This window comes from Bradyrhizobium sp. BWC-3-1 (assembly GCF_032917965.1).
Lineage (GTDB): Bacteria > Pseudomonadota > Alphaproteobacteria > Rhizobiales > Xanthobacteraceae > Bradyrhizobium > Bradyrhizobium canariense_D.
This window is the reverse complement of sequence record NZ_CP136625.1, coordinates 1,396,026-1,410,540: the sequence shown is the minus strand read 5'-3', so window position 1 is coordinate 1,410,540 and position 14,515 is coordinate 1,396,026. Positions and strand designations below refer to the sequence as shown.

Below are 14,515 nucleotides of genomic sequence, written 5' to 3'. Positions count from 1 at the left end.
GTCTGGGCCACAACGATAGCGCGTCCCCTCACGAGAGGTATTGGCTTGCGGCATCCGCTCGACATCATCGCCATGTTCGCCGCGCTCTGGCTGCTGGCAGCGATGGTGCTCGACGCGCTGACGCCGAAGGAGCTGACGACGGTGATGATCGGCATCGCCATCGGACCCGCCGTCGTCATCACCGCCGTGTTCTACTATCTGCGCTGCCCGCGCACCGATTTCGCGGTGATGTTCGCCGCGCTTTGGCTGATCTCCGACATCGGCATTGCGTTCATCTCGCCGGCGCAGCTGCCGCATTTCGTGATCGCGCTCGGCTTCGTACCGGCGCTGCTGATCGGCATCGTGCTGCACTGGCAACGCTTCCAGCGCCGCCATGAGCGGCTGCCCGTGCCGTCGGTCAAGCGGGGTTAGCGCGGCAGCAAATTGGTCTTGGCGAGATCGACGACCTCGTCGCCGCGTCCGTTCATCACGGCTCGCAAGACCCAGAGGCTGAAGCCCTTGATCTGTTCGGGCGTGATGGTCGGCGGCATCGACAGCTCCTGCTTGGCGGTGACCACATCGAGCAGCGCCGGTCCGTTGTGAGCCAGCATGTCCTTCACCGCGCCCGGGAGCTCGCCGGGATCCTCGACCCGCCTTGCGAAGATACCCATCGCGCGCGCCATCGCCGCGAAGTCCGGATTCTCCAGATCGACATTGGTGTCGACGAAACCGGCCGCCTTCATCTCCAGTGCGACGAAGCCGAGCACGCCGTTGTTGAAGATGACCACCTTCACCGGCAGCTTCATCTGCGTCAGCGTGATCAGATCGCCCATCAGCATGGTGAAGCCCCCGTCGCCGGAGAGCGAGATCACCTGCCGGCCGGGCTGCGCGGCCTGCGCGCCGATCGCCTGCGGCATGGCGTTGGCCATCGAGCCGTGCACGAACGAGCCGATCAGCCGGCGGCGTCCGTTCATCTCGAGATAGCGCGCGGCCCACACCGTCGGCGTGCCGACATCGGCGGTGAACACCGCATCATCGCTCGCATGGTCGCTGATGACCTTTGCCAGGTATTGCGGATGGATTGGTTTGCTGCCCGGCGTGCCCTTGGCGAGCGAGTCGAGGCCTTCGCGCGCTTTCTTGTAATGCGCGATCGCTTCGTCGAGGTGCTTGCGCTGCGTCTTGGATTTCAGAAGCGGCAGCAGCGCCTCGAGGGTGAGCTTGACGTCGCCGACGAGGCCGAGATCGATCTTGCAGCGGCGCCCGAGATTTTCCGGACGGATGTCGATCTGCGCGATCTTGGCATCGGTCGGGAAGAACTGCTTGTAGGGAAAATCGGTCCCGAGCATCACCAGCGCGTCGCAGGCGTGCATGGCAGCATAGCCGGAGGAGAAGCCGATGAAGCCGGTCATGCCGACGTCGTAGGGATTGTCGTATTCGACATGCTCCTTTCCGCCCAGCGCATGCACGATCGGGCTCTTCAAGGCTTCCGCAAGCTGCATCAGCGGCGCATGCGCGCCGGTGCAGCCGCGACCGCAAAACAGGGTGATGCGCTCGGCGCCGTTCAAGAGGTCCGCGAGTGCCTTCAGTTCATCGGCCTGCGGCATAACCTTCGGCGCCGACAGCGCAAGGCCACGCGCCGTCGACAGCGCGCGCTTGGGTGGGCTGCGGAACGCGACGTCGCCCGGCGTGGCGACAACGGCGACGCCGCGCATGCCGACCGCCGCGCGGATCGCGTTTTCCAGCACGTAGGGAAGCTGACTCGGATCCGAGACCAGCTCGCAATAATGGCTGCACTCGCGGAACAGGTTTTGCGGATGCGTCTCCTGGAAATAGCCGCTGCCGATCTCGGCGGTCGGAATTTGCGCGGCGATCGCCAGCACGGGAACGCGGCTGCGATGGGCGTCGAACAGGCCGTTGATCAGATGCAGATTGCCGGGACCACACGAGCCCGCGCACACCGCAAGGCTGCCCGTCATTTCCGCTTCCCCGGAGGCGGCGAAGGCCGCGACCTCCTCGTGCCGGACATGGATCCATTCGATCGTGCCGCGCCGCCGCAGCGCTTCGGTCAGCGCATTGAGACTGTCGCCGACGATGCCGTAGATGCGCTTGACGCCAGCCTGTTCGAGCGTTGCCACGAACAGATCGGCCACGTTGTTGATTGCCATGTCGGTCTCCTGATCTCGCCTCTGCGGCAAGATAGGATAACGCGCAACCGTGACGGCATCACGGCTTGTTTATTGCTGCTTCAGTCTTTCGCAATCGCCCGATCGTAGGCCGCGATCGTCAATTTTGCGCGAGCGGCAACGTCCGTTACCGTCATGCCGGGCTTGTAGAGGTTGGAGCCCAGCCCGAACGCCGTCGCGCCACCCTCGATGTACTCCGCGAAATTCTGGTCGGAGACGCCGCCGACGGCGGCGATCATCACGCCGGCCGGCAGCACGGCGCGGATCGCGGCGATGCCGGACGCGCCGAGCACGCTTGCCGGAAAGAACTTCAGGCCAGAGGCGCCGGAGCGCGCGGCCAGCAGCGCCTCGGTCGGCGAAAACACGCCCGGCAACGTGACCATGGCGTATTGGTGCGCACGTGTGAGCACCTGCGTATCGACATTCGGCGAGACCATCAGCTTGCCGCCGACATCGTTGAGCCGATCGACATCCGCTGTGGTCAGCACCGTGCCGGCGCCGATCAGCACGCCGGCCGGCGCGAGCTTGACGGCGGTGGCGATGGAGCGGAACGGATCGGGCGAGTTTAGCGGGATCTCGATCGCGGTCATGCCGGCCTCGATCAGCACGCCGACGATGGCCTGCGTTTCCTCGGGCTTCACGCCGCGCAGGATCGCAAGCAGTGGCCGCTTCATCGCCGGAAAGGGAACGCTCATTTCAACAGTCCTCTCATTTCGTCCAGATCGCGGCAGCCGCCATCGACAGACCGCGGCGGACCGCTTCATCGGCATCGACGGGGTTCACGGTGACCGACAACGCATCGAAAGCCAACTTGTACAGCATCGCGAGCCGCCCCGAGGCAATCAACGTAATGCCTGCTTTCGGCACGGCGCCGGAGAGCCCGGCGGCCAGCTCGATGCCGATCAAAGTGCCCGACAACGTTTCGCGCGCCGCGGCCGGTGTGCTCCCGAACAGAAGCTGACGCGAGCGCGCGCTGAACAGAAAATTGGCCGCGAACGACGGCGCCTCATACGCAGCTCTCACCGCCGCCTTGAAGCTCGCGACGTCCTCGGCGTCTTCGGCGCCTGCGACCGCAAGCGACAAGATCGTCTCGCGCGACACAACGCTGAAGAGCTCGCCGGTCATGAAGGTGGAGAAATGCGCGATCGTATCGTCCTTCAGGCGTACCCATTTCGAATGCGTGCCGGGCATGCAGACCAGCGCCTCACCTGCGGCATCGAGACCAAGCGCGCCGAGCAGCTGCGTCTCCTCGCCGCGCATCACGTCCGGCGCTCTTGTATCGCGCTGCGCGATACCCGGCAGGATGCGGATATCGTGTGCTTCGCCCGGCACGTGCGCGGCCTGCTCCAGGACGGCCGCGAGCGGCGCGGGTGTATCGACATATCCGGCTTCGACCCAGCCCGTCTTGGCGCCGGCCATGCCGCAGACCAGAACCGGCAGATGAGCTGGTGCTTCGACGGCGGCAAGATGGGATTGCAGCACGGCCGCGAAGCCGGTCTTTGCCGCCGCCAGCATGCCCTCGCCGCTGCGGCGTTCGGCCAGCACTACGCCGGTACGATCGATCAACCAGAGCCGGAAGCTGCTGGTGCCCCAGTCCACCGCGACGTAAGCGGGTTCGGTCATCTCGGTTCTCGTCCTCGTCTCACCGGCAAGACGCCGTCTCGCGACAATGAGACGACGGCCCGCAAATTCGCCACGGGATATCGGCTATTGCCGCCGCAAACCAGCGTTTTCTCGCGGGACTGAGCCGCTGTAGCGCTGGCACACCGCTTGCGGAGCGGTGGCACACCGCTTGCTCAAGCAACCCTGCTCACGTCCGTGAACCGCGCAATAAGACGCGTCAACATCAGATGAGGAAACCCATGGAGATCGGCTATTTCACGATGCCTTCGCACCCGCCGGAGTGCGGCCTGAAGGAAGGGAACGACTGGGACCTGCAGGTCATGCGCTGGCTCGACGAGCTCGGCTATCAGGAGGCCTGGGTCGGCGAGCACCATACCGCGCCCTGGGAACCCAATCCCACGCCCGATCTGCTGATCGCGCAGGCGCTGATGCAGACCAAGAATATCCGTATCGGGCCGGGCGGCTTCCTGCTGCCCTATCACCACCCGGCCGAGCTCGCCAACCGCGTCGCCATGCTCGATCACCTCTCGGGAGGTCGGCTCAATTTCGGCGTCGCGGCGAGCGGCCTGCCGAGCGACTGGGCCATGTTCAATGTCGACGGCATGAGCGGACAGAACCGCGACATGACGCGCGAGGCGCTGGAGATCATTCTGAAGATGTGGAGCGATCCCGCGCCCTGGACCTACAAGGGCAAATTCTGGACGGTGACCAAGCCGGACACGATGTTCGACTTCTTGAAACCCCACATCAAGCCGTTGCAGACGCCGCACCCGCCGATCGGCGTCGCTGGGCTCTCGAAGAACTCGGACACGCTGAAGCTCGCCGGCGAGCGCGGCTTCATTCCAATGAGCCTCAACCTGAACCCGGCCTATGTCGGCAGTCATTGGGATTCGGTTGTAGCCGGTGCCGCCAAGACCGGGCGCAAGCCGGACCGGGCCGATTGGCGGCTGGTGCGCGAGGTGTTCGTCGCCGATACCGACGAGGAAGCGTGGCGGCTCTCGACCGGCGACATGATGGGCCGGATGATGGGCGAGTACTTCCTGCCGCTGCTCGGCCATTTCGGCTTCAAGGACTATCTGAAGCACGCGCCCGACGTGCCCGATAGCGACGTCACCGTCGAATATTGCGCCAAGCGGAACTGGATCGTCGGCTCGCCAGCGACCGTCGCCGAGAAAATCGAGAAGATCTACGAGGAGGTCGGCGGCTTCGGCGTGCTGCTGGTGTTCGGCTTCGACTACAAGCACAAGGCTGAAGCCTGGCATCACTCGCTGTCGATGCTGAAGAACGAGGTGATGCCGCGCCTGAAGCATCTCGGCTCCGCGAAGAAGGCGGCTTGACCCGGCGCGGGTGCGGCGCGATCGTGCCGCACCCGCATCCATTTCGGAGATTTCCGCGTGAGGGTGGACGCCAGTGCTTTCGACGCTAAGGATTTCAAGCAGGCGATGCGCCAGTGCGCCGGCGCGGTCGCGCTGGTGACGGTCGGCGCCGAGCACGGCAAGCGCACGGGGCTGACGGTGACCTCGGCCTGCTCACTGTCGGACTCGCCACCATCCCTGATCGTGTGCGTCAACCGCAACGCCAGTGCGCACGCGCGCATCCGCGAGGAAGGCGCGTTCGCGATCAACTTCCTGCACGAGGACCACGCCCTCCTGGCGCTTACCTTCAGTGGCCAGAAGGGCGTCAATGGCGACGACCGTTTTGCGTTCGGGGAGTGGACGCGCGGGGTGACCGGCGCGCCGGTGCTGAGCGATGCGGTCGCCGCATTCGACTGCGTGCTGGCGCAGGAATTCGAGACCAAGACGCATTCGATCTTCGTCGGCGAGGTGCGCGGCGCATCGCATTCCGACGGGGCGGCGCCGCTCGTGTATCTGCGCAGCAGCTTCCACGCCCCGCGCGAAATCCGCGGCACCGTAACAGTCGGCGACCTCGACTCGCGACATCTGAGCTGGAGCGATTTTTCGTAGAGAGCGCCAGCAGGCTCGCTGCCGCTCCCGTCTCTCCTTGCGGGAGAAGGTGGCGCGAAGCCCCGGATGAGGGGTATCTCTCCGCGGACTCAGAAGCAAGAGAGTCAAGTGCGGAGAGATACCCCTCGCCCGTCTCGCCGCGTTCGCGGCTAGCCGCCCTCTCCCGCAAGGGGAGAGGGAAGAAAGATCGCTACTGCGTCGTCTCGATCTTCAACTGCTTGATCTTGCGATACAGCGTGGCGCGGCTCAGCTTCAGCGCGCGCGCTGTTTCCGTCACGCGGCCGCCATGCTTGCGCAGCGCCTCCACGATCGTAGCGCGCTCCGCCGCTGCCAAATCCGGCTCCGCCGCCCTTCCACCAAACGGCGGCAGATCGAGGTCGGCATCGGTGATGACGCCGTCCTCCGCCGTGCAGCCGGCGAGCCGCAGCACATGCCGAAGCTGGCGCATGTTGCCGGGATAGGGATAGGCCGCGAGCCGCGCCCAGGCCTCGTCCGAGAGCGAGCAATTCGGCGCCTCCTCGTGAGCGATCTGGCGGATGACGTCGTCGCGGTCGGCGCGCTCGCGCAAGGCCGGCAGCCGCACCTCCATGCCGCGCAGACGGAAATAGAGGTCGGTGCGGAAGGCGCCCTCCTCGGCCATGCGGCCGAGATCGCGATGGGTGGCGCTGATCAGGCGAATGTCGACCGGCACGGGCTTCAGCGCGCCGAGCGGCCAGACTTCGCGGTTCTCCAGCACCCGTAGCAGCCGCGTCTGCAGCGCGATCGGCATGTCGCCGATCTCGTCGAGGAACAGCGTGCCGCCGTCGGCCTGCACGATCAGGCCCTTCGAGCCGTCGCGGCGCGCGCCGGTGAAGGCGCCGGCCTCGTAACCGAACAGCTCGGCATCGATCAGGCTTTCCGGCATCGCCGCGCAGTTAAGCGCGACATAGTTGTGGCGTGCGCGATTGCCGCCTGCGTGAATGGCACGGGCGAACACATCCTTGCCGACGCCGGTCTCGCCATGCAGCAGCACCGGCAGATTGCGATCGCCGATGCTTCTAAGTCGCTTCACGCTCCTGATCAGGCTGGGATCGCGTCCGGCGAGCCGCTGCAGCGCATCGAAGCGATCGACCGGTGCATCGCGGCGCGGCGCGAGCGGACGGGTCGAGGCCCTCGCCCGCAGCGGCGGCGCGACATGGCCGTGCCCTAGTGAACTGCCATCGGCCCGGCGCAGCTCGACGAGATCGTCTGCGTCGCGCGCGGCGGGATGGTCGAATTTGACATAGCGCGACAGATCGATGCCGGCTGCGATCAAGCCGTCGGTGAGACCCAGCAGTGCGCGCGCCGAACGGCAGGCGCCGACGATGCGGCGATCGTCGTCATAGGCGAGCAGGCCGCTGCCGCCGTCGCCCGGCACGGTCGCGATCCAGGCGTTGCGGAAATGACTGCGGAAGATCGCGCCCTCCATGCGCCGCGTTGCCTCCATCGTCACCGCGAGCGCAAGCTGATGTGCGGTGCGTTCGAGGTCCTCGCGGCAGGAGGTGATGTTCACGGCGCCTGCGAGCCGTCCCGCCTGGTCAAACAGCGGCGTCACGGCGCAGGAAAACATGTGCCACTGCGCGCGAAAATGCTCGTCGCGATGCACCAGGATCGGCTTCTGCTCGGCGAGCGCGGTGCCGAGCCCATTGGTGCCTTCGGAGGCCTCGGAAAAATTCGAGCCTGTGTAGATCTTCCAGTCCATGAATAGTCGTGCGTCGGCCTCGCCGGGCAGGCGGCTGAACAGCATGGTTGCGTTCACGTCTGCCAGGTTGACGCAATAGCCGGCACCGCGCAGTATCCGGGCGAGGTCGTCGAGCTCCGGTGTTGCAAGCCGGATCGTCTCCTCCATGGGTTCGGCGACGTGACGGATCTCGACTTCGGTGAGCGTCTGCGGCGGCCCCTGACGGCCGGGATCGAGCTTGTGGCTGACCAGGCAGCGCCGCCAGGAATTGGCAATGCGCGAAGAGGCATCGACGTCGGCCAAGCGGTCTGTAACCTGATTGGCGACGGACAAGACACGGGCGACATGGTTCGAGGCCGAAAGGCTGGCCATCGCGGACGTCTCCACCCTGCGTTATTGTGCAAAGTCTGGCACCGCAGGCGGGGATGTCAATCGGGAACCGGGAACGCGGCGAAGCGCAATCAGAATTGCTGCACCGCCCTCACCACGTATCAATACAGGGCCGCTTCTTCCCAGTCCGCGCCGGCGGCTTCGGCACCGAGCGCAGGCCCGCCATGATCCAGCGCCTGGTCTCGGCGGGGTCGATGACGTTGTCGATCTCGAACACGGAGGCGATCGAGACCGCCTTGCCGTTGGCATAGAGCTCGGCGACCTTGTTGCGATAGTAAGTCTCGCGCTCGACGGGGTCGGCGATCGCCTCCATCTCCTTGCGGAAGCCGAGGCGGACGTAACCCTCCAGGCCCATGCCGCCGAACTCGCCGGTCGGCCACGCCGCGGTGAAGAATGAGGCGTGGAAGCCGCCGCCGATCATCGACTGTGCACCCAGCCCATAGCCCTTGCGCAGCACGATGCCGAACAACGGCACAGTCAGGCTCGCGCCTGTCACGAACATGCGCGAGACGTGACGCACGATCGCCGTCTTCTCGGCTTCCGGGCCGACCATGAAGCCGGGCGTGTCGCACAGCGAGACGATCGGCAGATCGAAGGCGTCGCAGAGCTGGAGGAAGCGCGCGGCCTTGTCGCCGGCATCGGCGTCGATCGCGCCGCCGAGATGGCGCGGATTGTTGGCGATCAGGCCGAACGGTTTCCCTTCGATGCGAATCAACGCTGTGATCATGCCGACACCGTAGTCGCGGCGCAGCTCCAGCACGGCCTCCTTATCCGCGACGAGGTCGATCACGCTGCGGATGTCGTAGACGCGCAGTCGGTTCTCGGGGATCGCGCGGCGCAGCAGGCGCTGGTCGGCGGCCTGCCACTCCGTCACCGCGCCCTGGAAATAGGATAGGTATTTTTGCGCAACGGATGTTGCCTCCTCTTCGTCTTCGACGAGGATGTCGATCACGCCGTTCGGCGACTGGAACGTAACAGGACCGACCTCGGCCGGGTGATAGACGCCGAGCCCGCCGCCTTCGATCATCGCGGGGCCCCCCATGCCGATCGAGGCGTTCTTGGTCGCGATGATGACATCGCAGCAGCCGAGCATCGCGGCATTACCGGCGAAGCAATAGCCGGAGACGATGCCGATAACCGGCACCAGACCCGAGAGCCTTGCGAACTGCACGAAGGACGGACCATCAAGCCCGGTCATGCCGAGCCGGTCGGTATCGCCGGGGCGGCCGCCGCCGCCCTCGGCATAGAACACCAGCGGCACGCGCCAGTCTTCCGCGAGCGTCAGCATGCGGTCGATCTTCTTGTGGTTCATGTGGCCTTGCGTGCCCGCGAGCACGGTGTAGTCGTAGGCCACGACGATGCAGCGCCCGCCTTCGGGACCGAACTTCTCGGCGTTCACGGTCGCGACGCCCATGACGAGGCCGTCGGCCGGCGTGTTCTTGACGAGATCGTCGAGCTTGCGCCGGCGCCGCTGCGCCGCAATCGCAAGGCTGCCGTACTCCATGAACGAGTCGTCGTCGACGAGCTGCGCGACATTCTCGCGCGCGGTGCGCTGATTGGTGTTGCGGCGGCGCTCGACGGAGGCAGGGCGATTTTCGTCGAGCGTGTTGGCCTGGCGGGCGATCAGTTCGGCGAGATCAGGACGGATGTGGTCGAGATCGACATCGGTTTCCGTTGCCGACGCGTCCGCCGCAACGTCGAGCGGCTCCAGATACATGATCGGCTCGCCATGCATCAGCGTGATACCGTCGCCGGCGAGTAGCTTCGTGACGCGGCCGCCCTGCTCGGCCATGACCAGATGTTCCATTTTCATGGATTCGATCACGGCGAGCTGCTGGCCCGGGCGCACGACCTCGCCTTCCTTCACCTGAATAGTGACAATGGTCCCCTGCAAGGGTGCCGCGACCATCACTGTGCCTTCGGGCACGGTCTGTGCCGTATGCGCCTCGGTGCCGGGACCGCCGTTTCGCTCCGTCGCTGCAAAATAAAGTGGTTTGGCCGCGCCATCCGCGGCTTCGACGAGCTTGCCCATGTTGCAATCGATGAAGTCGGTCGCGATGCGGTTGGACCTGAAGTCGGGATGCGCCAGCACCGCCTGGAGGAAGGCGATGTTGGTGATGACGCCGTCGATCCGAAACTCGCGCAAGGCGCGCGAAGCCTTGGCGACCACGTCGTGCCAGGCTTCACCGGGCGTATGCACGATGACCTTTGCCAGGAGCGAGTCGAAGGCGGCGCTGGTCTTGTAGCCGGCATACCCGAAACTATCGACGCGGACGCCGGGACCCGACGGCGGTTCGAACACGGCGAGCACGCCGCCGGTCGGGTGCGTCGCCCCCAGCTCGTCCAGCGTCTCCATGTTGACGCGCAACTGCATGGCATAGCCGCGCGGTTTCGGGATCGAGCCTTGCGCCAGGCCGATCGAGGCAAGCGAGGCGCCGGCAGCAACCGCGAGCTGGGCGCGGACGAGGTCGAGGCCGAGCACCTCTTCCGTCACGGTGTGCTCGACCTGAAGCCGCGGGTTGGCCTCGATGAAGGCAAAACTGTCTTCGGCGGCACCGTCGACCAGGAACTCGAACGTGCCGAGATTGTCGTACGACGCGGCCACGGCGAGTTGCTTCGCCGCCGCGATGATACGGCCACGCAAGCCGTCGCTGAGCGACGGGCTCGGCGCCACCTCGATCAGCTTCTGGTGTCGGCGCTGAATGGTGCATTCGCGCTCCCAGAGGTGGGAGATCGCGCCGTCGCGATCGCCGATGATCTGCACCTCGATATGGCGCGCCTGCCGGATCAACCGCTCGGCATAGACGCCGTCGAAGCCGAACGCGGCCTTGGCCTCGGACTGGCAGCGCGCATAGGCCTCCGCGAGATCGGCAGCGCGCTCGACCACGCGCATGCCGCGCCCGCCGCCGCCGGCCATTGCCTTGATCACGATCGCCGCGTTGCTGCCGAGCGAGGTGAAGAACGCCGCGATGTCCTCCAGCGAGGACGGCCCGCTGGTGCCGGCGATGATCGGGACGCCGCAGCGCTTTGCCAGTTGCCGTGCCGCCACCTTGTCGCCGAACAACTCGAGCGCCGCGGCCTGGGGCCCGACGAAGGCGATGCCTGCATCGGCGCAGGCCTTCGCGAACGCAGCGTTCTCGCTGAGGAAGCCGTAGCCGGGATGCACGGCGTCGCAGCCTGCGCTCTTCGCCGCCTTGACCACGGCCTCGATGTCGAGATAGGCCCGCGCGCCGCGACCGGGGATTTCGACGGGCTCGTCGGCAACCCGCACATGCAGCGACATCGCATCGTCCGCGGGATGGATCGCGACCGTCGCGATGCCGGAATCGGCGGCGGCGCGCGCGATGCGGATGGCGATCTCGCCGCGATTGGCGATCAGGAGCTTCTTGAACGACATGCAGCGTCTCCATGCCCGCGTGCCCAAGCGCGGGTCGGCAGGTCCCATGGTTCTGCTTCGTCACTTTAACCGAGGCCGTCAAGGGCAAGAACGCGGTCCCGACGACCGTTCCCGCGGGCCGGAATTTCAATCGGTCGCGCGCGCCGTGATGAGGCGAATAATCCGCGCCACGGCAGACGGGATCGGCGCGATGATCGGCACGGTGAACATCGGCTGAAGCTCGCGCGCGGCTTCGCCCAGCGGACCGCCACCGATGACGACCGCCTCCGCGCCATCCTGCGCGATGCAAGCCTCGACCGCGCCGGCGAGTGCTGCGCGCAATCGCGCCGGATCGCGCATCAGGTCTTGCGGATCGCCTTTGGCGAAGCGGGCGCCGGTATAACGCGATCGCAACCCCAGCGCTTCCGGCACGGCGTCGATCTTCCCTTCCAACAGCGGCGTCGTGGTCGCCACGCCGAAGCGGCGGCTGTTCTCGGCAGCTGCGAGCATCGAGGACTCGCCGATGCCGACCGCCGGCAGTTTCATCGCGGCCTTGATCCCGGCCAACCCAGGATCGCCGAACGCCGCGACGATGATACCGTCGCATGCATGCCGGTGTGACTGCGCGATCTCCAGAACTTCGGTGGAAGCTGCATCCAGCGTATCCGGCGTCACGATCATTTGCGGCGCGCGCGTTGCGGTCGCGCCGTCGATGTCGAAGCCGTCCACGGCGGCTGACCTCGCGATGGCGACCATCATCGCTGTGGTCGCCACAGAACTGTTCGGATTGATCAGAAGGATGCGCGCGCTCATCCTTCTGCTATACTAGGCCGCCCGTACCCCCGCAACGAAAGCGCTGACTTCGTTTTCCAGCGATTGCAGCTTCTGCGACAGCCGGCCGCTCGATTGCAGCACGAGGCCGGCGGCCTGGCCGGTCTCCGCCGTCGCGTCGGTCACACCCGAGATGTTCTGCGAAACCTGGTCGGTGCCGGAGGCGGCCTCCCGTACGCTGTGCGCGATCGCCGCCGTCGCGGCGCCCTGCTCCTCGACGGCTGCGGCGATCGACGAGGAAATTTCGTTGACCTCCATGATGGTCTTGCGAATGCTGTCGATGTTGCCGACCACCTGGTTGGTCTCGGCCTGGATCGCCGATATCTGCGCGCCGATTTCGTCGGTCGCCTTCGCGGTCTGGCTCGCCAGCGACTTCACTTCGCTTGCCACCACCGCAAAACCCTTGCCGGCCTCGCCGGCGCGCGCCGCCTCGATGGTGGCGTTGAGCGCGAGCAGATTGGTCTGCGAGGCGATCTGGTTGATGAGGTCGATGACCTCGCCGATCTTGTGCGCGGCTGCAGCAAGTCCCTGCACGGTGTCGTTGGTGCGTTGACCGTCGGCGGCGGCCTTGTCGGCCACGCTTGCAGCCTGCGCGACGCGCTGGCTGATCTCGGCGATCGAGGACGACAGCTGCCCGGCGGCGGAGGCCACCGTCTGCACGTTGCTCGATGCCTGCTGGCAGGCGGTGGCGACGAGGCTCGCACGGTCGGTCGCCTTGTCGGCGGTCTCGGACATGCCCTGCGCGGCCTGCTGCATCGCGCGCGCCTCCTTGAACACGTCGCGGACGACGGCTTGAACGTTCGCTTCGAACTTGCCGGCGAGGTCGGTCATCGTCTTGCGCTTCTCCTCGTCGGCCTTCTGCTTCGTCTCCTGCTGTTCGGCGTGCATGCGGCCGACCGCCGACGCATTGTCCTTGAACACGGCGAGCGCCTTGGCGAGCCCGCCGATCTCGTCGCGACGATCGGTATGGGGCACGTCGAACGCGCTGTCGCCGGCGGCGAGGCGGTCGGTCAGTGCCGTGATCTTCGCCAGCGGCCGGGTCACGCTGCGGCCGATCACGAAGGAGGCGCCGAGCACGAGCACGAACACGACCAGGCACACCAGGGCGAAGGTCATCGCATTCTGGCGGAAAACGGCGTCGACGTCGTCGAGATAGATCCCGGTGCCGATGATCCAGCCCCAGGGCGCAAAGCCCTTCACATAGGAGATTTTCCCGACCGGCTGGTCGAAGCCGGGCTTCGGCCAGAGGTAGCTGTAGAAGCCCGCGCCCTGCTTTTTGACGACGTCGACGAAGCCGACGAACAGCGCGTTGCCGGACGGATCCTTCATCCCGGAGAGATCCTTGCCGTCGAGTTCGGGCTTGATCGGATGCATGACCATCTTGGGGGTCATGTCGTTCAGCCAGAAATACTCGACCTTGTCGTAGCGCAGGCTCTTGATCTCCGCGATCGCGCCGGCCTGGGCCTGCTCGCGCGGGAGTTTTCCTTCGCTCTCGAGCTTCTGGTAGTGCGCCAGGATGCCGTAGCCGACGTCGACCAAGTGCTGCGTCTTGGCCTGACGATCGGCGATCATCTGCGCGCGCAAGGTCGAAAGCGCGATCGGCGCCAGCGCGATCATGCCAAGGAGGCTGATGCCGACAATCAGGACCAGCTTGAAACTGATGCGGGAGAAAAACATTGGTGCTCGCAAGATTTGGAAGGCTGATATGCCAGTTTATCCCGCGCCCCTTAGCAAAGCTTTAAGCATTCGGGTTCCCCCACCCCGCAAAACTCCATGCATCCTACCGGCATGCCGCAGACGGCTCGCAGGCTCGCGAGGCTGGCTGCATCCGAGATGCGAACTCTTCCAAACTAGAAGACCTCGACATCGCCCCTCCGAGCGTTGACTTGCAGGGGGCTCTGACGGAACGATCGGCGCAGATCATCGGCGCCAGCCGGGGCATGGGCGCAGCCGGAGGCCAGAGGCTCAATGCACCAATCGACATCGACAGGGTCTCTCGACCTTCCGGCGCTGAGCGCAGCGGAGCGGCTCTTCATTTGGGGATTTCGGGCCAAGGCGCGCAGCGGAAGCGCCGTTCCGACCGCGGCCGACATCCAGCAAGTGACGACCATTTTGGCGTGGGCGACGCCGTGCCTTCGCTGGAATCCATCATCGAGATCTTTGCCTGCACGGCGCATACGGCCATCGCGGTGCACTGCCCGACCTGCCCCCGCATGTCCGACAGCGAGCACAGCATGTTACGGGCGATCGCGGCCGCGCAGAAAGAGCGCGACGATATCGCGCGCGAGCAGTTCGAATGCTGGCTGCCGCCGGTCGGCGCCGATTGGGCTCTCGCACCCGTGCGGGGGCTTGCAACGATGTTCCGCATGGCGGGTCTCATCCTGCCCGACCGGCACGTTCCGTCTTTGGACCATGACCAGACGATGGCGATGAAGAGCTGGCTGGTCGGAAGCCCCACGTTGCACTGACC

The 14,515-nt window shown here is 65.9% G+C and carries 11 protein-coding genes; 4 read left to right on the top strand and 7 right to left on the bottom strand.

Going from position 1 to position 14,515, the window contains the following annotated elements; translation table 11 throughout:
• The first annotated feature begins 45 nt into the window (after positions 1–45).
• Positions 46–411, top strand: a complete 366-nt coding sequence (locus tag RX329_RS06900) for a hypothetical protein (protein ID WP_018453646.1) — start codon at positions 46–48, stop codon at positions 409–411.
• Here RX329_RS06900 and poxB read toward each other — a convergent pair.
• From poxB to RX329_RS06885, 3 genes are all read right to left on the bottom strand, one after another.
• Positions 408–2,144: a ubiquinone-dependent pyruvate dehydrogenase gene (gene poxB, locus RX329_RS06895; protein WP_085360495.1), complete on the bottom strand. Its 1,737-nt coding sequence runs from the start codon at positions 2,142–2,144 to the stop codon at positions 408–410. The genes RX329_RS06900 and poxB overlap by 4 nt on opposite strands.
• Positions 2,145–2,224: 80 nt before the next feature.
• Complete coding sequence (locus RX329_RS06890) at positions 2,225–2,857, bottom strand: 2-dehydro-3-deoxy-6-phosphogalactonate aldolase (protein WP_085360497.1); 633 nt, start codon at positions 2,855–2,857, stop codon at positions 2,225–2,227.
• A gap of 13 nt (positions 2,858–2,870) precedes the next feature.
• Positions 2,871–3,785: a 2-dehydro-3-deoxygalactonokinase gene (locus tag RX329_RS06885; protein WP_085360499.1), complete on the bottom strand. Its 915-nt coding sequence runs from the start codon at positions 3,783–3,785 to the stop codon at positions 2,871–2,873.
• Positions 3,786–4,024: 239 nt separating this feature from the next.
• Between RX329_RS06885 and RX329_RS06880 the strand changes: the two genes are divergently transcribed.
• Both RX329_RS06880 and RX329_RS06875 read left to right on the top strand, forming a co-directional pair.
• Positions 4,025–5,122: an LLM class flavin-dependent oxidoreductase gene (locus RX329_RS06880; protein ID WP_085360501.1), complete on the top strand. Its 1,098-nt coding sequence runs from the start codon at positions 4,025–4,027 to the stop codon at positions 5,120–5,122.
• Between the two features lie 57 nt (positions 5,123–5,179).
• Entirely contained in the window at positions 5,180–5,749 is a 570-nt protein-coding gene (locus RX329_RS06875) for a flavin reductase family protein (RefSeq protein WP_085384404.1), read from the top strand.
• A 190-nt stretch (positions 5,750–5,939) separates the two neighbouring features.
• On the opposite strand, the gene RX329_RS06870 is transcribed toward RX329_RS06875, so the two are convergent.
• The 4 genes from RX329_RS06870 to RX329_RS06855 form a co-directional block, all read right to left on the bottom strand.
• On the bottom strand, positions 5,940–7,820 hold the full coding sequence (locus RX329_RS06870) for a sigma-54-dependent Fis family transcriptional regulator (protein ID WP_085384405.1): 1,881 nt from the start codon (positions 7,818–7,820) through the stop codon (positions 5,940–5,942).
• A 109-nt stretch (positions 7,821–7,929) separates the two neighbouring features.
• The gene (locus tag RX329_RS06865; RefSeq protein WP_085360505.1) at positions 7,930–11,235 is read right to left on the bottom strand and encodes an acetyl-CoA carboxylase family protein; all 3,306 of its coding nucleotides are present in this window, start codon (positions 11,233–11,235) and stop codon (positions 7,930–7,932) included.
• A gap of 126 nt (positions 11,236–11,361) precedes the next feature.
• Entirely contained in the window at positions 11,362–12,027 is a 666-nt protein-coding gene (locus tag RX329_RS06860; RefSeq protein ID WP_085360507.1) for an aspartate/glutamate racemase family protein, read from the bottom strand.
• Between the two features lie 12 nt (positions 12,028–12,039).
• Positions 12,040–13,722, bottom strand: a complete 1,683-nt coding sequence (locus RX329_RS06855) for a methyl-accepting chemotaxis protein (protein ID WP_085349591.1) — start codon at positions 13,720–13,722, stop codon at positions 12,040–12,042.
• Positions 13,723–14,162: 440 nt separating this feature from the next.
• Between RX329_RS06855 and RX329_RS06850 the strand changes: the two genes are divergently transcribed.
• Positions 14,163–14,513 carry a hypothetical protein gene (locus RX329_RS06850; protein WP_240543218.1) on the top strand — a complete coding sequence of 117 codons (351 nt, stop codon included), beginning with the start codon at positions 14,163–14,165 and terminating at the stop codon, positions 14,511–14,513.
• Positions 14,514–14,515: the final 2 nt, after the last annotated feature.